Below are 18,623 nucleotides of genomic sequence, written 5' to 3' on the forward strand. Positions count from 1 at the left end.
CTACCCCGGTTATATACCCGCAGAAGATGGATTGTGTATATATTCGCTGGATGTCGCTGGAAAGAGAAAGTCCGGAAATCCGCTTTATTGCTTGCTTTCCGGACTTTATTGGACTGTAAAAAACATAAAAATGGCGGAGAGGGTGGGATTCGAACCCACGTGCCCCGGTTAAGGGACAACTCGATTTCGAGTCGAGCGCGTTACGGCCAGCTTCGCTACCTCTCCGCAGGTCAGGGCATTGCGCCCGTGACCGGAAGGCTGTCTATAGCGCATCTTTTTTTGAATGGCAATGCCCAGGCGTTACAATGGGCTACTTGCGTTCCAGAGCGGCCATCACTTCCAGTGCGTCGGCCTGTTCCGGGTCATCGTGCAGCGCGCGCAGGGCCATGTCCTCTGCCTTCGGGCGTTTGTGCCAGGCAAGGTACAGCTTCGCCATCTTGCCGTAGGTGGAAGGGTGCCCGCCAAAGGTTCGCAACACCGCCCTGTATACGTTCTCGGCCTTTTCGTATTCGAGCAGTTCCATCCAGGCGGCCACCGCGCCGGTATAGGCGGCAGGATCGCGCGGCTGTTTGGCCATGGCCTCTTCAAACGTTTCGCCGGCTTCCTGATGCAGACCGGCGGCGGCAAAAATCTGGGCCACCTGGACGCGGATGCCGTCTTCCTGGCTGAACTCTTCAATTACACGCTTGAGAAAGGCGCGTCCTTTGGCGGTCTGCCCTTCGCGTATAAATTGCAGGCCCGTATCAATAAGATGTTTTTTTCTTTCCATACGGGCTGTGGCTTCTGCCTGAGCGCAATTTTCGGATTCTTTTTGCAGAATCTTGGCAAGGCCGTCCATCACTGTGGCCAGGGCCGCTTCCTTGCCCTGCTGAAAGGGGATGTTTTTGGGATTGCCCGTCCGGGCCGGGTCCAGCAGCGGCTGCATGCACTGGTGGTGCACCAGTGTAGACAGAAATTCATTGATCTGGATGTCCAGTTCCGCCCGCGCGGTGCGCAGCATCTTGACCTCGGCCATACGGCGCAGAGCCTCGCGCATGACCAGAAGCGAGCGCTCCACCTCATCCTTGCGCAGATACCCTAGGGCCCGTGCCACATTTTCGCGTATGTCCTTGGGGGCGGTTGTCAGCATGTCGGCTCCGTCTGTCGCCAGTGTGCCTGAACGGTTTTCTCGCTCTGCTTCAGAATTTCAAAAGCCGCCCGCGGCAGCAGAAAATCCACCCTTCGGCCTGCCAGCCACAAACTGCGCAGGCGCGACGCGCTCACGTCCAGCCAGGGCAAGGGCAGAAAATGCGCCAGCCCGCCGCCGGGCAGGGCCATACAGGGGCCGTCGCCCACAAGGGGGGCGCGCTCGCGGGCTTCGGGCCACAGCCGCTGAGCCGTGACGATCACGTCCCTCGCGGTCTGTCCGTCGCGCGGCACCACAACAAAGTGGCATAGGCCCGGCAGTTCCAGCCCCCTGTGCCAGGTTGGCAGCAGGGCAAAGTCCGGGCTGCCCAGGATGAAATACAGTTCTGTCTGCGGCTCGGCCTTATGATAGGCCAACAACGTGTCCCATGTATAGGACGGCCCCTGCCGCTGCCCCTCAAGCCTGTTGCAGCGCAAAAAAGGCAGGTCGGTGATGCTGGCTTCCACCATGCGGGCGCGCAGGTCAAAGGGCAGCATGCCTGTCATGGTTTTGTGCGGCGGTACGGCGCAGGGCACGAGATCGACGCCGCTCACCAGGGCGGCCAGAGCTTCGGCGGCCTCAATGGCCAGACGCAGATGCCCCACATGCGGGGGATTGAAGCTGCCGCCCAAAATGGCCCGGCCTTTGCGCGGCCCTGGCGTTCCATCGAGAGCCGCCACGTCGGGAGCCTCGCCGTCGGGAGCCGAACTGGCCGCCGCCTCTTGTGAGCCGAGGTTCGCCGTCACTACTGCCGCACCTGCCCCTGCCCAAGTACCACAAACTTGGTGGTGGTCAGTTCTTCCACCCCCATGGCCCCATAAGCGTGCAGCTTGGAGGTGGAAATGCCGATTTCCGCCCCAAGGCCAAGCTGGCCGCCATCATTGAAACGGCTGGACGCATTGACCGCTACCATGGACGCGTCGGCCTCGCGCAGAAAGCGCATGGCCTTGGCGTAGTCGTTGGTGCAGATGATTTCCGTGTGATTGGAACCGTAGCGGGCAATGTGGTCCAGGGCTTCGTCCATATCCGCAACCACGCGCACGGCAAGGGTGAGGTTGTGGAACTCCTGCCCGAGGTCCTCGGGTTTCTGTGGCACGACGCAGCCTGCTGGGGCTTTGTCCATAAGCGGCAGGGCGGTGGCGTCGGCGTGAAATTCCACACCGGCGGCGCCGAGCTTTTCCGCCACAATGGGCAGAAAGCGCGCGGCCACGTCCTTGTGAACCAGCAGGCATTCCAGCGCGTTGCACACGCCGGGGCGCTGCACCTTGCCGTTGAACACGATGTCCAGAGCCTTTTCAAGGTCGGCGTCCGGCTCGATATAGGCGTGGCACACCCCCTTGAAATGCTTGAGCACGGGCATGGTGGCGGCCTCGGTAACGGCGCGCACAAGACCTTCGCCCCCACGGGGGATGATGACGTCAATGTACTGGTCGAGTTTGCACAGGGCGTTGACGGCCTCATGCCCCGGCACGGTCACAAGCTGCGCGGCTTCGGCGGGCAGGCCAGCCTGCGCCATGGCGTCCTGAAGCGCCTGCGCAAGAGCCGTGTTGGAATGCAGGGCTTCGCTGCCGCCGCGCAGGATGACGGCATTGCCGGCCTTGATGCACAAAATGGCCGCGTCAATGGTGACATTGGGGCGGGCCTCGTAAATTATGGCGATGACGCCGAGGGGGATGCGCATCTTGCCCACCAGCAGGCCGTTGGGGCGCTGCCACTGGCTTTCGGTGGCGCCCACCGGATCGGGCAGATTGGCGACGTGCGCGCAGGCCGCGCGCATTTCTTCCATAATGGCGGGGGTGAGCGTGAGGCGGTCAAGGCGGGCGGAGTCCTGCCCGGCAGCTCTTGCGGCTTCGACGTCACGGGCGTTGGCGGCCAGGATGTCCGCCTCGCGTTGGCGCAAAAGTTCGGTCAGTCCCAGCAGAGCTCTGTTTTTGGATTCGGGTGTAGCCCTGGTCATGGCACGCGCCGCGTTTTTTGCCTGCGCGCCAAGGCGCGCCATTTTTTCCGATGGCGTCATACGAACACTCCTTGTAACAGCGGCTGTGGGCGCGCGTTTGCGGTCCTGGCCGGGGATATTTGTTTTGACAGAAGGACTGTTTGTGGCCTATGAAGAAGACTTCCGTCCTGAGTCCGTCCTCACGTGCGCGCTCTGCTTGCACGCCGGAAATGGCGGCGATTTCGCCCCTAAGGAGTTTTTGATACATGAATCCGCAAAAGAATCAAGGCGCGGACGACGCGCCCCTGCTGCGTGACCTGCAACTGGAAGTAAGCCAGGAGAGTGCGCCTCTTCTGCAATTCATGCTGCGTCATGCCGGACTTATCGCTGGCGTGCTGGTGCTGTTTCTTCTCGTGCTCATAGGCACCGGCATCTATAACTGGCACGGCGATTCCCGGGCGGAAGAAGCCCGCGATGCCCTGGCGCGCACCCTTATACAAAACCATGGCGCGGATCAGGTCAAGGCTCTTTCACAGCTGGCGGAGAGCGCGCCCTCTTCCACCCGTTTTGCCGCCTACATGGCCCTGGCGAACAGCGCCCTTGAAAACGGCGATTACGCCACCGCCGCCCAGGCATACGGCAAGGCCGCCAAAAGCACTGACGGCGCTTTCAGCCTGTCCGCTTCGCTTGGCGAGGCCGGAGCCCTGCTCAAGGCTGGCAAAAACGCCGAGGCCCTGACCCTGCTGCAAGGACTGCAAAATACCCAGCCCGGCGCGGCCAACGCTCCGCAGCTGCGGCAGATGATGGCTGAAGCCGCCATTGCCGCCGGTCAGAATGAGCTGGCGGCCCGCACATATCTGGCCCTGGCCCGTGAGACTGACGGCGTCAACAGCAACTACCTGCGCGCCCGCGCAGCCGAACTTGACCCCAAGCTGGCTGCTGCGGAAGCCGCGCCCAGCGCTCCGGTCACCAAGGCCGCTCCGGATGCGGACAAGGACGGGCAAAAGCCCGTGCAGCCAGAACCGGCAAAGCCGTAACGATTTCATACAACAACCCGCAGCATGCACAGCACTGCGGGTTGTTGTGCAATAAGAGCGCGCCCCCCTCGGGCGCATCTTGCATTTAGCAGAAGCGGCCCGCGTGCCACGCGCCGGGGCCGGGAGGAAGCATGAGCAACAACCCACTGTTGCACGGCGCTCACGGCGAGCGTCATTTGTTGTTGGGCAACGAGGCCATCGTGCGCGGCGCCCTCGAGGCGGGCGTGCATATTGTCACCTGTTATCCGGGCACGCCCTCATCCGAAGTGCCGGACACTTTTCACCGCATTGGCGGCGAAGGGCGCTACCGGCTGGAGTATTCCGTCAACGAAAAGGTCGCCATGGAAGTTGCCGCGGGCGCTGCCCTGGGCGGTGCTCTGAGCCTTGTGACCATGAAGCACGTGGGTCTCAACGTGGCCGCCGACCCGCTGTTCACAGCCGTGTACACGGGCCTGCCCGGCGGGCTGGTGGTGCTCACCGCTGACGACCCCGGCTGTCACTCCAGCCAGAACGAGCAGGACAACCGCCATTACGCGCGCTTTGCCATGCTGCCCTGTTTCGAGCCTGCCTCGGCCCAGGAAGCCAAGGACATGACCCGCGCGGCCTTCAGCCTTGCCCGCCAGCTTGAACAGCCCGTGCTGCTGCGCACCACTACGCGCATCAGTCACATGCGCGGCCCTGTGGACTTTGACGACCTGCCCGCGCCGCAGCCCAAGGTGGACTTTCGACGTGACCCCTCGCGCTTTGTGCCCGTGCCCGCCGTGGCGCGCAGGCGGCATGTCGCGCTGGACGAAATTGTGGCCCGTGCCCGCCAGATTGCGGAACAAAGCCCCTTCAATACGGTTACCGAACCCTCCGCGCCCACGGATCTGGGCATCATTGTCAGCGGTGTTTCGCGCAACTATCTGGCCGACGCGCTTTTGGCCAATGACTGGGCAGACCGCGTGCGCGTGCTGGAACTGGGCATGACCTGGCCCCTGCCGGAAGAAAAAATCTGCACCTTCCTGAATCAGTGCAAGCGCGTGCTGGTGCTGGAAGAAGGGGAAGACCTGCTTGAGCAGGACATCCGCGCTCTGGCGCAGAAGCGCGGGCTGCCCGTGGTCATTGACGGCAAGAACGACATTCTCACGCATCAGGGCGAGTATTCCACCACCCTTGTCACGCGCGACCTCGCACAGTGGCTGGGAGTTTCCTGCAGCGTGCAGGAACCGCGCAGCGCCGAGCCGGATCTGCCGGGCCGTCCGCCCAACCTTTGCCCCGGCTGTTCGCACAGGGCCGTGTACTATACCGTGCGCCAGGTTTTCGGCGACGACGCCTATTATTCCAGTGACATCGGCTGCTACACCCTGGGGCTTCTGCCGCCCCTGCGCACCGCGGATTTTCTCGTCTGCATGGGCTCGTCCATCTCGGCGGGCAGCGGCTTTGCCCGCGCCTCTGAAAAGCCGGTCATCGCCTTTATCGGCGACTCAACCTTCTTCCATTCCGGCATGACGGGGCTGGCCAACGCGGTTTTCAACCAGCACAACGTGCTCATGGTCATTCTGGACAACGGCACCACGGCCATGACTGGCCACCAGCCCAACCCCGGCATGTTGCAGGATGTGCTCGGCGGCATGAGCAGCCACATGGACATCGAGACCATTGTGCGCGGCATGGGCGTGACCGAAGTGGCCAAGGTGCGGGCCTTTAACATCAAGGCTCTGACCAAGACTCTGGAAGAAATGAAGAGCAAGCCCGGCGTACGTGTGCTCATCACCGAAGAGCCCTGCGTGCTGTATGCCCGCCGCCAGCTCAAAAAGACCTCGCCCCAGGTGGCGGAGGTGGCGCAGCAGGGGCCTGAGGCCATGCGTTGCCTTGAGCAGCTTGCCTGCCCCGCCTTTTACCGCAGTGGCGACAATCTGGCCGTGGACGCGACCCTTTGCACGGGCTGCATGGTATGTTTGCAGGTGGCCCCCGGGGCCTTCAAGGCGCGCAAGCGTCAGGGATAGGTGAAAACAATGACTATGCAGAACAACCAAAAACGCATGCGCGTGTATTTTACTGGTGTGGGTGGCCAGGGCACCCTGACCGCCACGACCCTGCTGGCCCGTACGGCCCTTGAAGCCGGGCTGGACGTTGTGGCTGGCGAGGTGCATGGCATGGCCCAGCGAGGCGGCGTGGTTGAATCCGTCATGCTGCTCGGAGGCTGGCGTTCGCCCAAGCTGGATCTGGGCGAGGCCGACGTCATGCTTGGCTTTGAACCTCTGGAAACCCTGCGCGGCCTGCCCTATCTCAAAAAGGGCGGCGCGGTGTTTTCCAGCAGCGATCCCATGCCGCCTGTAAGCGTGTCGCTGGGCAAGGCCGACTATCCCGCCTTGAGCCGCATTGAAGCCAGTGTGCGCGAAGTGGCGGGGTTGTGCCATTTCATCCCCTGTCGTGAACTGGGAATGCAGGCAGGCTCCGTGCAGAGCGGCAACACTGTGCTCTTGAGCGCCGTCTGCGCCTCGGGTGTCTTGCCCTTTGGCGTTGACGCGCTTGAAGCGGCCATCAAAAAATTCCTGCCGGTCAAACTTCAGGAAGTGAACCTGCGCGCTCTGGAACTCGGCAAGAACGCCCTCAAGAGCTGATAGCGACAGCGCGTAAATGCCAAAGGCGGCCCGGCGTTGAAAGTCGGGCCGCCTTTTTTTGTATATCGGGCGTGATGTCTGGAAGACGCTGTTTCTGGAATCTCCGCTCCAGATCAGAACCCACCTTGGGTATACTATACTACAATAAGAGTTTTAGGGGGTGGGGGCGTGGGGGAGGGGACCCTTTTGCAAAAGGGTCCCTCCCCCACAAAGCTCGCCAAAAGATCATTGCTCTATGCAGAGTTTTTTACTCGTCGCCGTCAGGATGGGGAACCCTGATCTCTTCCAGTTGTTCCTTTTGCCTGGCGGCCTTGAGCTGGCCGCAGGCCGCCTTGATGTCCTGTCCCTTGCTCTTGCGCAAGATGGCCGTGACGCCCCTGTCCCAGAGGTATTTTTCAAAAGCCAGCACACGCTCATGACTGGGCGCGGCATATGGCGAACCTTCAGCGGGATTGTACACAATGAGGTTCAGTTTGCCTTTGACGGAATTGACCAGGGGCACCAGTTCCCGCGCGTGTTCCAGCCCGTCGTTGACGCCGCCGAGCAGCAGATACTCAAAGGTGATGCGTTCCCGCGTGTTGAGTGAGTAGGACCGGAGCGTGGCCATCAGGCGGTCCAGAGGCCAGCGGGCGGCCTTGGGCATGATACGGGCGCGCAACTCCTGATTGGGAGCGTGCAGCGAAACCGCCAGAAAAGCCAGGCCACATTCGCCCAGTTCCTTGAGGTTTTTTTCAATGCCGCAGGTGGAAACCGTGATGCGTCGCGGTGAAAAATTTAATCCCTTGTCGCTGTTGAGGCTGACCAGCGAGCGCATGACTTCGTTGAAATTCAGCAGGGGTTCGCCCATGCCCATAAAAACAATGTTGCGTAGCATGGGCCAGTGCAGGCGCGTGTCGCCCAGATGCTCGCGGGCTACCAGTATCTGGCCGAGAATCTCGGCCATGGTCATGTTGCGTTCAAAGCCCATGTCGCCTGTGGAGCAGAAGGTACAGCCCATGGCGCAGCCCACCTGACAGGAAAGGCATTGAGTCCAGCGGCGCACGCCTTCACGTGAATCCGAAGGGATGAGGACGGTCTCCACCTGCGCGCCGTCTTCAAGGCGCAGCAAAAACTTGGTGGTGCCGTCCTGACTTTCTTCCACGGCGGTCACTTCCGGCCAGATGATGCAGGCTTTGGCGGCCATGCGTTCGCGGCAGGGCCGGGAAATGTTGGTCATGATGTCGAAATCACGCGCCATGCGCTGCCATATCCATTGCCAGATCTGCATGGCGCGGAACCTGGGTTCGCCAAGTTCAGTCTGCGTCCATGCCTCCAGTTCAGGAAGGGTGAGATTGAGAAGGTTGATCATGCTGTCCTGCCGGGGCCGGGGGCGTCCTGGCTGCTGGTTGGTGTTACGGCCTCGCCCTGCGCGAAAAGGCCCGCCTTTTGTTTACCGGGAGGAGGAAAAGAGTACAAGGGGATTTGTTGAAGTGGGGCCTGCGGCGGGATTGGTCGCCCGAGGCGAGAAGGGGCAGAAGGGGTTCTGGCGGGGGAGTTGCTCTTTTATTTTGGCCTGTCGCTTGATTGAAGTGCCTGTGCCCTGCGGGCACGGAGGCATTTTATTAATTTAGTTTTGGCCGCCTGCGCGGCGTGCGGCAAGGCGGGGCCGGTTATGGGGCTGCGCCCCCTTCTCGGCCCCCCTTGCATCCCCCCCGAAGCACCCCGCTGGGGCTTTCCCACTTCCGCCACTCCACGAGGGCTGCGCGGCTTTCGCTCCGGGAGCTTCCTCGCTTCGCTCGGCGATCTCCCTGCGCGCCGCACAATGCCATCGGCGGCTTTTGCCTTGAGAGGGAAAGGCGTAGCGGCTCAACTCGCTGCTTGTGCGGGGAAAATAGCTGTAGCGTGGAAAATCGTTACGTGAGTCTGTGAGTAGCGCACACCACGCAAACGGACAAAGCAAAGGAGACGCAAAGTCTTTCGCAGGCAGGGCGTGATTCATGCATCTCAAAACCAGACTCAAGGAGTAAACCCTTCGTCATAACGTGCCTTTCTCCAACAACGAGGCATCATTCCTGAGGTTTCTACACAGCTAATGAGACGTCCTCCCAACCTTTCATTCAGCGTGAAAGCGCATGATGGCATTGCGCGGCGCGCAGGGAGATCGCCGAGCGAAGCGAGGAAGCTCCCGGAGCGAAAGCCGCGCAGCCCTCGTGGAATGGCGGAAGTGGGAAAGCCCCAGCAGGGTGTTCCGGGGGGAGTGCAGAGGGGGCCTCGGAGGGGCGCAGCCCCTAACAGGCCCCCATCTGCCGCCCGCCGCGCAGGCGGCCCAAACAACAAAAAAGGGAAAGCCACCGTGCCCGCAGGGCACACTCACCTCAATTTGCCAACAGTCCACAACACGGTAGCAAACAATATCCGTCACCAGTTCTCGGCATGCGAAATATCAAACCTAAAATTAAAAAGGCCGCCCCATATTTCAGAGACGGCCCCAACTATTATGCAATCCAGACGGGCTGCTGCTTACAACCCGTCCTCAACAACCAATACCCAACCATTACCCCACAGACTTCCGCGCGTATTCCCGCACAAAAAGCACCGCTGAATCCAGATCAGTGACCTCTCCGGCAATCTGCGCCTTGAGCAGGGCATCACGAATGACCCCCACCTGCGGGCCGGGCGACAGTTTGGTTTCGCTCATGATCTCATTGCCGTTGAGCAGGGGTTCCAGCATCTGCTCCGGCGTTTCCGCGCGGTCCAGATACTTCATATTATGGTTGAACGAGGTGGGGATGCCGTCACGTGCCTTGAGGTCTGCCCGGGCCATGGCGATAAGACGGGGGTAATCGTCCAGCGCCTTGAAGCGGCGTATGCCCCTGTCCGTCATCATGAAGTGGAAGCGCATGTGATTGCGTACAAGGTTGCACAGCAGGTCAATGTCTTCCTGGGTAAAGTGCAGGCGGCGCAAGATCTTGCGCGTCACCTTGGCGCCGACGCGGTGGTGCTGGTAGTAGGTCCACAGGCCGTCATAGTACTCACCGGTGTAGAGCTTGCCCACATCGTGAAAGAGCATGGCCATGGTGCCCAGCCAGTCGTAGTGAAAATCCTCTTCGGGATAGCGCTTCATGCACTCGAGCGTGTGTTCAAACACGTTTTCGGTGTCGCCTTCCTTGTTACGCATCTGCGTCAGGCAGGAAAGCGCCGCCACTTCAGGGATGAGCCCCTGAAGAATATGGGCGTCAAACAGCAGGCGGACGAAGCGGTGCATGTTTTCGGCGGCAACCTTGCGCCACTCATCCATAATGTCGGTGGCGGGTACGTAATCAAGCACGCGGCTGGAGGCACGGATGATGGCCAGCCAGGTGTTGGGCTCAATGGGCAGGTCAAAGTTGGCGGCAAACCGCAGGGCGCGAATGGCCAACAGGTAGTTGTGGCGCAGGGTTTCGTCCGGCAGGCCGGTGAGGCAGATGGCTCCGCCTTTGATGTCTTCAAAGCCGTCATAGACGTCGCCGCTGGGTTCGGGCGTATTGAAGCCGGTGAGTCGCAGCTTGAAGCGTTCTTCCGGGCTCATGAGCTCGATCATTGTGGGCGTGATCCTGACCAGCGAAAGTTCGGGGTGTCCGGCCGCGGCCACTTCAAGGGGATAAAAACGGTATGTGACGCCGTTTTCTTCCATAACGGCCAGTGCCCGATTTTCGGATGTGGCAGTGGCTTTGGGAAAAAGCTTGAACAGAGTGTCCATGTCCGGCTCGCAGGCAATGTCCACGGCCAGATGGTTAACCTTCTGGAGCAGATGTTCCTGCAAGGGGGCATTGATGACATGCGCGTCATAGCCGTTGCGCAAAAAAGTTTTGCAAATGGTTATGGCGTCTTTAAGCGCTTGTTGCATCGTGATCTCCTTGCAAATAATGATGGCAATGGGCTGTACTATGCCTGTGGGGGGCCGTGAAAGTCAAGCATGCCGCCTTGTTGAGCTTATGGATTCGGGCACGTGCCGGCGGCTTTGGCGCTGTTTGCGCCTGAGCCTGTGCAAAGGCTTTGCCCGTTTTTTGCTTTGCATGGGGCATCACCCTGGCTTGCGGGCACTGCACATTTGCAGTTGCGCCGTGTGCGGCATCCTGACTGTGCCCTGTTCTGTTTGGGCACACAGTGGACACCTTCCGTTATGCGCGCAGGAGGGGGCGGGACTGCCCCTGCTCTTTACGTCGGCGTCCGCATATGCGGCCCCGTGCGGTTTAAGGTACACAAGCTCTGATAAGAGAATTTTATCACAATTGGACGGCATAGGAAAGCCCCCGTGCGAACACGGGGGCTCTGGTAACGGTGTTTTCACCGTATGGCCGACCTTTTGGTCAACCTAGTCGTGCATGTGGTTCACTTCCATCTTGACGCCAAGGGCGACCCGCCACAGCAGGGAGAGCACCAGAGCGCCGACGCCGTAGACGCCGAGTGCCACGGCTATTTCCTTGGCGCTGGGCATGTAGGGCGTGAAGGCTTCAAACATGTTGGGCGTGAAACCGGCCACCAGCAGGCCAAGACCCTTGTCGATCCAGGAGGCCAGCACCAGCATGATGAGGGCGATGGGCAGCAGGCAGGGGTTTTCGCGCAGCTTGGGCGGAATGAGCAGGGCCAGAGAAGCAAAGGCCATGATAACAGCGCCCCACATCCAGTAGCTCACCCAGGGCAGATGACCTTCGTGCCCGAAGAAGAGGAAGTGGATGGGTTCTTCATGCCCGGGAATGCCGCTGTAGAAGGCGGTGAAGATTTCCAGCAGGTAGAAGAACACGTTGATGCACATGGCGTACACAATGATGGTGGTCAGGGTTTTCACGGCTTCCTTGCCGGGCTCGAAGCCCGTCAGGCGGCGCAGCACCATCATCAGCAGAAGCAGGATGGCAGGACCGGAGCAGAAAGCCGAGGACAGGAAGCGGGCGGCCATGATGGCGGTGAGCCAGTAATGGCGGCCGGGAATGCCCGCGTACAGGAAGGCCGTGACCGTATGGATGGAGAAAGCCCACAAAATGGAGATGTAGATAAGGGGTTTGATCCATTTGGGCGGATCAATCTCGTGCCTTTCGGCCTCAAGCGTGACCCAGCCGATGATGATGTTCAGACCGAGATAGCCGATGAGCACCATCATGTCGTAGAACATGACGGAATGGGGCGAGGGGTGAAGCATGACGTTGAGCATGCGCTGGGGCTGACCAAGGTCCACCACGATGAAGAGCGCGCACATGACCACGGCCGCGACGGCCATGAATTCACCAAAGATGATCATGCGTTTGAACTTTTTGTAGTGATGAAAGTAGGTGGGCAGCACCAGCATGACGGCCGAGGCCGCCACGCCCACAAAATAGGTGAACTGCGAAATGTACAATCCCCACGAAACGTCACGGCTGAGGCCGGTGACGGAGAGACCGTTCTGCAACTGATCGAGATACACAAGGCCGCAACCCGCAATAAGAACCAGCAGGAAGATCAGCCACATGTAGTAGGTCTTAGGACCGTCGAGCAATTTTTCAAGCATGGCCTGTTCTCCCTAGATAAGGTAGTAGACGCCGGGCTGGGTGCCCAGGCTGGGCTTGCGGCGAATACTGTAATTGGCGGCCAAAGCCTGGCGCACCGTTGAATTGGGGTCTTCCAGGTCGCCGAAAAGTATCTTGCCATTGGCCGCTTCCACGCAGGCGGGCAGCTTGCCTACGGCAAGGCGCTCGGCGCAGAACGTGCATTTCTCCACCACGCCAATCATGCGCGTGGGGTATTCGGGATTGGGCACGGGGTTGGACAGGAACTTGCGCGGGTCTTTGAAGTTGAAGGAACGCGCGCCGTAGGGACAGCCGGCCATGCAGAACCGGCAGCCGATGCAGCGGTGGTAGTCCATGGCCACAATGCCGTCTTCCATCTTGTAGGTGGCCTGTGTGGGGCACACGCGCACGCAGGGCGGATTGGTGCAATGGTTGCACAGCAGCGGGTACATCGACTCGCGGGAGTGCGTGTTCAGGTGCGCGTTCATGTCGTCAGGGAAGACATGGGCGTAGCTGTCCAGCCAGAACCACTTGATTTCCTGGTTGCCGGGAATCTGCGGTACGTTGTGGAAGGCGTGGCACGCGTCGCTCAGGGGCTTGTAGTCTTCAGGACCCTTGAACTGGCGCGTGTCGATGACCATGGCCCAGCGTTTGGCATGCAGTGCATTGGCCGCGGGCTCATACTTGCCGGGGGCAATCTGCGCCTGGGCAATGCCAGACAGGGCAGCCATGCCGCTGGTAAGGGCGAAGGCCGAAAAGCCCGCCACTTTCAGAAAGCTTCTTCTGCTCTTGTTCATTACTTGCTCCCCTGGGGAATGATGTGGCAAGTCCAGCAATAGGGATCAACGCCGTTAGCCGTATGGCACTTTTCACAGAATCCCTTGTAGTCATTATGGCACTTCAAGCAGGTATTCTGAAGGCTGATGTTCCACTTTTTGCCGCTGGTGGCCACATAGACGCGGTTTTCCTTGCGCAGGGCCTCGTCGCGCCATTCATTGAGCAGGCGCATGTGCTGGTCGCGCATGAACTGCACGTCCTCGATGCATTCCTTTTCGCCCTTGGGCAGCTCAATGCCGGTGCTCTTGTAATCCTTCCCCATCATGCTCAGCCAGAAAGGGGAGGTGAACAGGGCCACAAATACTATGATCCCAACGATAACTGCTTTGGCGTTATACATTTATTGGCCCTCCCCCTGTGCTTCGGGCGCGTCCTCGTCGTCCACCACATTGGGCAGGTCTTCCTGACGCAGGTCCATGGTGCGCTTGCCTTCGCCCTTCATGATCAGGGCGTTGCCCACCAGTTCATGCAGGCCGCTCACATTGACGCCCGGCGCCCAGTAATTGGCGAGCGGGGGCAGGGTGGCGCGGTCAATGGCGCAAACGCAGGCCATGTGATTGACACCGTACTTTTCCTGCACAAAGCGCAGGGCGTTGCCGCGCGGCATACCCGCGCGCATGCGCAGCTCCATGATTTCTTCCGTGTTGAGGCCGGAACCGGCGCCGCAGCAGAAGGTTTGCTCACGAATGGTGTTTTCGGGCATTTCATGGAAGTTGTTGCACACGGCCTTGAGCACGTAGCGGGGTTCTTCCAGCAGGCCCATGCCACGGGCCGGGTTGCAGCTGTCGTGGAAGGTGGTGATGATGTGGTCGTTACGGCTGGGATCAAGATTCAGCTTGTTGTGGTGAATGAGGTCAGCCGTAAACTCCGCGATGTGCACCATCTTGGTGGAAGCGGCATTCTTGAACACCGTGCCCGTAATGGGCGACACGGGCACTTCCATGCTGGCCGGGGCAGGGCCGTTGTAGGTGTCCATGTACTGGTTGATCACGCGCCACATGTGCCCGCACTCGCCGCCGAGAATCCACTTGGAGCCCAGGCGTTCGGCCTCGGCGTACATCTTGGCGTTGAGCTTCTTGGCCATGTTGAAGGTGGTGAAGGAACCGAAGTTGCCGCCTTCAGAAGCGTAGGTGGAGAAGGTGTAGTCAAGATCAAGCTCGTGGAAGAGCATGAGGTAGCCCATGAAGGTGTAGATGCCGGGGTCGGCAAATACGTCGCCAGAGGGCGTGATGAACAGGATTTCGTGCCCCTTTTCGTTAAAGGGCGTCTTGGGGCGGATGCCGGTGATGGTTTCGCAGTCATCGGCCAGCATTTCCACGATTTCCACAAAGGAGTGGGGCTGGATGCCAAGGTGGTTGCCCGTGAAGCTGCAGTTTTTCACAGGATCCATGATCCAGTGGGTGCCGAGGCCCACTTCATGCAGCAGTTCGCGCACGATGGCGGTGATTTCGGCCGTGTCGATGCCGTAGGGGCAGAAGAGCGAGCAGCGGCGGCATTCGGTGCACTGGTAGGCGTAGTAGAACAGTTCTTTTACTACGGCCACGTCCCAGCCACGGGCGCCGACCTTCTTGCCAAGAATCTTGCCCAGCATGGTGTAGTCGCGGCGGTAGAGCGAACGGAGCAGTTCGGCGCGCAGCACGGGCATGTTCTTGGGATCGTTGGTGCCAAGGAAGAAGTGGCACTTGTCCGCACAGGCGCCGCAACGCACACAGATATCCATGAACAGCTTGAGCGAGCGGTGCTTTTCAAGCCTGTCGGCAAAGGCGTCGCACAGGATTTCTTCCCAGTTTTCGGGCAGGTTCCAGTCCTCGGCGGACGGATCCCACTCGTGGGGATTGGGCATGTGCAACAGTTCCATTGTGTCTTTTTTGGCCGGATAGCAGAAGCTGCCCGGCGTAAATTCCGGCTTGACGTCAAGCCAGTCTTCGACCGGGAATTCCGGACGGCTGGCGACAAGCATTTGCGGCGTAGGTAATTTTGCCATGATGAAGACTCCTTACTCGGCGGCCTTTTCGGGTTGCTTATCCAGCGGCAGCCCGGCTTCAGCCATGGCGTCGCGATAGGTATCCTCGTACTCGGCATAGGTGAAGTACTGCTTGGGCGGATTCCAGGGGTTGATGTGGCGAACCCGGCGGGAATTGTTGGCCAGGTTGCGCGTGGGGCTGAAGAACACGCCCGGCATATGCATGAGCTTGGAGAAGGGGAAGTAAAGCAGCAGCACGCACACCAGAGTAAGGTGGGTGAAGAAGAGCGCGTTAATGCCGGCAGTGGTCACGGGAGCAAAGTGGGTAAGCCCCATGACGAAAATCTTGACCTGGGCTATTTCGGTCTTGTCGAAGTACCGAAGGCACAGGCCGGTGCTGATGATGCCTGTGATGAGCCACAGCGGGAAATAGTCGTTGAACAGCGAGATGTAGCGCAGGCGCTTGTCATAGATGCGGCGACCCAGAAGAAAGAGCACGCCCACGAGCACCAGACCGCCGGTCATGAAAAAGCGGGGCGAGCCCACCTGCATGATGCCGTCGATGGTTTCAAGAAACTTGATACAGGAGGGGATGGGCTCCATGAAAAAGCGGAAGTGCCGGATGAAAACCAGCAGGAAGCAGTAGTGGAACAGCAGGGCGAAAACCCACAGCCACTTGGAAGAAAAATAAATGGTACGCGGTCCCTTGCTGATGGGGTCGTTTTCGCGCACATCGGCTACAGTGTTGCGGAACAGCGAACGGAAGAAAAACACTTCCAGAAACATGCGACGCACCACGTCCCAGGTGTTGCTGGGACAGTCGATCCGGTTGGGCTTGATGAAATCAAGCGACACTTCCTGCCCGCCCGTGGTGGGGATGCAGAAAGGCACGGGCGATTTGGCCCAGTACACCATGCGCCAGATAACACCGGCGATGAAGACGACGACTGCCACATATGGCAGCACAACGCCGAACAGCGGGGCAAGCCCTACGGCCGCTCCCGCCCAGGCGATGGCTCCTATGAGCAGCACCAGCAGTAATGAATTGAACATTCCCTACCTCACTTCCACTAAAGTTGCCTCAAAAGCCCACCACGGGATATTGAGAAATGCCTGGACCGCACGCCTGAAAAGCCCGGCAAGGGCAAGATGCCGGGCAGAAAACGTGTGGATTTCAGCGTTCGTCAACCGGATGCGGCGAACCGCCTTCCAGCTTTTGCGCCCAGCGCGCCAGTTGGGCGTGCTGGTTGCGAATTTCTGTGATGCGCAGGTCGGCCAGAACCTCACGGGCCTCAGTGTACATGTCGAAGGCCAGCAGGGTCAGGCTGTCCAGGCGCGACTCGGCTTCCAAATATGGCGCTATGTCGCCCAAAGCCAGGAACTCGGGCAGCAGGTGCTCGCGCAGAATGGGCTTCATGAGAAAAAATACGCCCAGACCCTGGCTTGGAGCAAATTTTTGCACGGCCCGCAGCCTGATGAAGCGTTCCAGGGCCTGCTTGGTCTGGCCTGGGTCAACGTGTTCACCAGCCATGGCGTCATACAGTGCGCCGGCCGCTTCCTTGGTCATGTCAGCGACAGGATTGCTGAACGGGTCTTCACGGGTACGCAAAAAACCTGTCGTTTCAAACGGGTAGGTGTTAAAAACCTCTTCAGCCCAAAGGCGAATTATTTCACTTTTGCGCTCTCTGAACAAAGCCTTTGCTTTCATGCCGCCCTCATGCCTTACGGGTAAGGCTGTTTCATATAAAGTGGAAGAGTAAATGGCGTCAAGCCCCTTTACCGCTTACCTGCACTACTTACGTTATTTTTTGCACAAAGGCGTCTTTTGCCGCACTCGTGCATGGGATGGCTGCCCACCCCACAGCACTCAGGCGCCTTTGCGCCAATGTTGGCATGTCATTTGAGCAAACTAACATGAAATGCTTCACATTACGTTCGCGTTTTCACCTCGGGCTCCCGCTTCCGCGGCCGTCAGGACAATCGCAGCGTGACGGTGCTCCAACGCCCGCCTGGGGGTGACTGCCGGTCTACTCGGGGCAGGGGGCGGGGCCGCCGCACTGTCCCGCTATCTGCGGTTCCAGCGGCAGCACGTCGCTTGCGCCGCCCTGCGGTTTCTGCGTCGAGACCGCGCCTGCGCCGCCGCCCGTCATGCCTCCGGCGGGCGCGCCAATATTGGCGGTGGGGCCCGCGGATCCACGCTGCCCCGAGCCCTGGCTCTGCTTGACCAGCATCGAGGGCAGGCCATGGTATTCAAAGAAAGGCACTGTATGGGATCCCGCCAGAAATACGTGGGACTTGTTGCGCAGCATGCGGAAGCGCAGCCAGATCATGTCCAGGCTCCAGTCGGCGAGGCCGCCGGGCGAGGTCACGTTTTGCGCACGCGTCAGGGCTTCGGCCATGCTGTCTCCCTGGTTCAGCCTGCGCAGCATGTGGGCCACGCGGTATACGTCCGTGTCATTTTCCGCCAGGGGGTAGAAGGCCACGTCCACATGGCCGGAAAGACGGGCGATGCCTTCGCGGCAGCTGGAGCAGGAGGGCGAAAAGTACATATGCACCGAGGCTTCCCGCCCATTATCGGTAATGGCCCATACATTGGCCTGCAATTTGGCCACAGCGCCAAGATTGACGATAAAGAGCAGGCCCCAGACAAGCACAAGCGCCGAGCGGCCCGCTTTGCCGGAGCGGCTGCGCGCTGCCGCCGCCTGGCGAAAGCTCACATAGGTAAGGGCAAAGAAAACGGCAACGATAAGACAGCTTATGCAAGGGGCGGTGAGGGCCATGACCAGTAGCAGGGCCACATCACCGGCGAGCGTCAAGGCAGCCAGGCTCCGACCCCAGTTCGCGGCGCCGAGCAGGGCGAGAAAGCTCAGGACAGCGAATGCGCCTGCGCCGAGCCACCACAGTGAAATGCCCGCCACGGACGTATCCTGATATAATGAGCAGCCAGCCGTTACGCACAGGTTGACCTCGTTGCCAAGGGCGCTCCAGGCGCAGAATGCCGCGCCCAGCAGGGCAAGGCACAAGGCACCGGTAACGATTTCGTGGGATCGGTTCATGGACCACCTGTAAATGGGTTTGAGCGGGGACCGCCTGGGCACGCACAAAGCGCAGGCCAGTGGTGGCCCGCCCGCCGGAACATTCGGGCCGCCCGTTCATGGCAGCCGGTAACGACTTCTATGCCCGAAATGTATCATTTGCGTATAGGCTTTTTTTTGTCTCAGGTAAAGCGCGGGTTGCTCCAAGAGGTGACGCCTGGCAAAAAAACGGACGGCCGCCGTCGAGTTTGGGCATTGGCATTTTACGGTAAAATGGCGGTTCATTAGAGCAATTTCAAAGTGAAATTGCTCTGGCGGCTGCGTGAGCAGACGCCCGCCGCAAAGGCGCAAGCTCAGCTTCAGCCGTTGCTTTAGCCGTTGTGACGCAGGCTTAAAGCGTTGTGACGCAGGAAACTACGCTTGAAGACAGCATGCGTAACGACACGGTTTGTCCCTTACAGTCGCTGTCGCCATCCGTAAGCCCTTGCGGGCAACGGCTGCCGCGAAACTACGCTTGAAGACAGCATGCGTAACGACACGGTT

General features: G+C 60.0%; 15 protein-coding genes and 1 tRNA gene. 3 read left to right on the forward strand and 13 right to left on the reverse strand.

The window, feature by feature from the left end; genetic code table 11:
• Positions 1-131 precede the first annotated feature (131 nt).
• The 4 genes from ACZ5DH_RS00345 to ACZ5DH_RS00360 form a co-directional block, all read right to left on the reverse strand.
• Positions 132-225: transfer RNA gene (locus ACZ5DH_RS00345), tRNA-Ser, on the reverse strand.
• 85 nt (positions 226-310) lie between these two features.
• A complete protein-coding gene (locus ACZ5DH_RS00350) occupies positions 311-1,129 on the reverse strand; it encodes a tetratricopeptide repeat protein (RefSeq protein WP_464255199.1) in 819 nt (272 codons plus the stop codon).
• Positions 1,123-1,911: a nicotinate-nicotinamide nucleotide adenylyltransferase gene (locus ACZ5DH_RS00355; RefSeq protein WP_464255200.1), complete on the reverse strand. Its 789-nt coding sequence runs from the start codon at positions 1,909-1,911 to the stop codon at positions 1,123-1,125. Before ACZ5DH_RS00355 ends, ACZ5DH_RS00350 begins: the two co-directional genes overlap by 7 nt.
• Positions 1,911-3,239 carry a glutamate-5-semialdehyde dehydrogenase gene (locus ACZ5DH_RS00360; RefSeq protein WP_464256576.1) on the reverse strand — a complete coding sequence of 443 codons (1,329 nt, stop codon included), beginning with the start codon at positions 3,237-3,239 and terminating at the stop codon, positions 1,911-1,913. The genes ACZ5DH_RS00355 and ACZ5DH_RS00360 overlap by 1 nt, the downstream gene beginning before the upstream one ends.
• A 128-nt stretch (positions 3,240-3,367) precedes the next feature.
• Here ACZ5DH_RS00360 and ACZ5DH_RS00365 point away from each other — a divergent pair, with 128 nt between their 5' ends.
• The 3 genes from ACZ5DH_RS00365 (at position 3,368) to ACZ5DH_RS00375 (ending at position 6,744) form a co-directional block, all read left to right on the forward strand.
• Positions 3,368-4,138 carry a tetratricopeptide repeat protein gene (locus ACZ5DH_RS00365; RefSeq protein WP_464255201.1) on the forward strand — a complete coding sequence of 257 codons (771 nt, stop codon included), beginning with the start codon at positions 3,368-3,370 and terminating at the stop codon, positions 4,136-4,138.
• Between the two features lie 131 nt (positions 4,139-4,269).
• A complete protein-coding gene (iorA, locus tag ACZ5DH_RS00370; protein ID WP_464255202.1) occupies positions 4,270-6,126 on the forward strand; it encodes an indolepyruvate ferredoxin oxidoreductase subunit alpha in 1,857 nt (618 codons plus the stop codon).
• 9 nt (positions 6,127-6,135) lie between these two features.
• Positions 6,136-6,744, forward strand: a complete 609-nt coding sequence (locus tag ACZ5DH_RS00375; protein ID WP_464255203.1) for an indolepyruvate oxidoreductase subunit beta — start codon at positions 6,136-6,138, stop codon at positions 6,742-6,744.
• A 247-nt stretch (positions 6,745-6,991) separates the two neighbouring features.
• Here the strand turns inward: ACZ5DH_RS00375 and rlmN are convergent, their stop codons facing one another.
• The 9 genes from rlmN to ACZ5DH_RS00420 form a co-directional block, all read right to left on the reverse strand.
• Positions 6,992-8,092, reverse strand: a complete 1,101-nt coding sequence (gene rlmN, locus ACZ5DH_RS00380) for a dual-specificity RNA methyltransferase RlmN (protein ID WP_464255204.1) — start codon at positions 8,090-8,092, stop codon at positions 6,992-6,994.
• 1,185 nt (positions 8,093-9,277) lie between these two features.
• Positions 9,278-10,609: an HD domain-containing protein gene (locus ACZ5DH_RS00385; RefSeq protein ID WP_464255205.1), complete on the reverse strand. Its 1,332-nt coding sequence runs from the start codon at positions 10,607-10,609 to the stop codon at positions 9,278-9,280.
• 468 nt (positions 10,610-11,077) lie between these two features.
• Positions 11,078-12,247: a sulfate reduction electron transfer complex DsrMKJOP subunit DsrP gene (gene dsrP, locus ACZ5DH_RS00390; RefSeq protein ID WP_464255206.1), complete on the reverse strand. Its 1,170-nt coding sequence runs from the start codon at positions 12,245-12,247 to the stop codon at positions 11,078-11,080.
• Between the two features lie 12 nt (positions 12,248-12,259).
• On the reverse strand, positions 12,260-13,042 hold the full coding sequence (gene dsrO / locus ACZ5DH_RS00395) for a sulfate reduction electron transfer complex DsrMKJOP subunit DsrO (RefSeq protein ID WP_464255207.1): 783 nt from the start codon (positions 13,040-13,042) through the stop codon (positions 12,260-12,262).
• Entirely contained in the window at positions 13,042-13,422 is a 381-nt protein-coding gene (dsrJ, locus tag ACZ5DH_RS00400) for a sulfate reduction electron transfer complex DsrMKJOP subunit DsrJ (protein WP_291302133.1), read from the reverse strand. The genes dsrO and dsrJ overlap by 1 nt, the downstream gene beginning before the upstream one ends.
• The gene (dsrK, locus tag ACZ5DH_RS00405; protein ID WP_464255208.1) at positions 13,423-15,066 is read right to left on the reverse strand and encodes a sulfate reduction electron transfer complex DsrMKJOP subunit DsrK; all 1,644 of its coding nucleotides are present in this window, start codon (positions 15,064-15,066) and stop codon (positions 13,423-13,425) included.
• 12 nt (positions 15,067-15,078) lie between these two features.
• A complete protein-coding gene (dsrM, locus tag ACZ5DH_RS00410) occupies positions 15,079-16,098 on the reverse strand; it encodes a sulfate reduction electron transfer complex DsrMKJOP subunit DsrM (protein WP_464255209.1) in 1,020 nt (339 codons plus the stop codon).
• A 121-nt stretch (positions 16,099-16,219) separates the two neighbouring features.
• On the reverse strand, positions 16,220-16,753 hold the full coding sequence (locus tag ACZ5DH_RS00415; protein WP_464255210.1) for an RsbRD N-terminal domain-containing protein: 534 nt from the start codon (positions 16,751-16,753) through the stop codon (positions 16,220-16,222).
• Between the two features lie 319 nt (positions 16,754-17,072).
• On the reverse strand, positions 17,073-18,101 hold the full coding sequence (locus ACZ5DH_RS00420) for a hypothetical protein (protein WP_464255211.1): 1,029 nt from the start codon (positions 18,099-18,101) through the stop codon (positions 17,073-17,075).
• Between the last annotated feature and the right edge of the window lie 522 nt (positions 18,102-18,623).

It is taken from the genome of Desulfovibrio simplex, assembly GCF_055387835.1.

Excerpts from the sequence above, each read along its gene's own strand:
- ACZ5DH_RS00350 (WP_464255199.1), bottom strand. The coding sequence starts at position 1,129 with ATGCTGACAACCGCCCCCAAGGACATACGCGAAAATGTGGCACGGGCC.
- ACZ5DH_RS00365 (WP_464255201.1), top strand. The coding sequence starts at position 3,368 with ATGAATCCGCAAAAGAATCAAGGCGCGGACGACGCGCCCCTGCTGCGT.
- iorA (WP_464255202.1), top strand. The coding sequence starts at position 4,270 with ATGAGCAACAACCCACTGTTGCACGGCGCTCACGGCGAGCGTCATTTG.
- ACZ5DH_RS00375 (WP_464255203.1), top strand. The coding sequence starts at position 6,136 with ATGACTATGCAGAACAACCAAAAACGCATGCGCGTGTATTTTACTGGT.
- rlmN (WP_464255204.1), bottom strand. The coding sequence starts at position 8,092 with ATGATCAACCTTCTCAATCTCACCCTTCCTGAACTGGAGGCATGGACG.
- ACZ5DH_RS00385 (WP_464255205.1), bottom strand. The coding sequence starts at position 10,609 with ATGCAACAAGCGCTTAAAGACGCCATAACCATTTGCAAAACTTTTTTG.
- dsrP (WP_464255206.1), bottom strand. The coding sequence starts at position 12,247 with ATGCTTGAAAAATTGCTCGACGGTCCTAAGACCTACTACATGTGGCTG.
- dsrO (WP_464255207.1), bottom strand. The coding sequence starts at position 13,042 with ATGAACAAGAGCAGAAGAAGCTTTCTGAAAGTGGCGGGCTTTTCGGCC.
- dsrJ (WP_291302133.1), bottom strand. The coding sequence starts at position 13,422 with ATGTATAACGCCAAAGCAGTTATCGTTGGGATCATAGTATTTGTGGCC.
- dsrK (WP_464255208.1), bottom strand. The coding sequence starts at position 15,066 with ATGGCAAAATTACCTACGCCGCAAATGCTTGTCGCCAGCCGTCCGGAA.
- dsrM (WP_464255209.1), bottom strand. The coding sequence starts at position 16,098 with ATGTTCAATTCATTACTGCTGGTGCTGCTCATAGGAGCCATCGCCTGG.
- ACZ5DH_RS00415 (WP_464255210.1), bottom strand. The coding sequence starts at position 16,753 with ATGAAAGCAAAGGCTTTGTTCAGAGAGCGCAAAAGTGAAATAATTCGC.
- ACZ5DH_RS00420 (WP_464255211.1), bottom strand. The coding sequence starts at position 18,101 with ATGAACCGATCCCACGAAATCGTTACCGGTGCCTTGTGCCTTGCCCTG.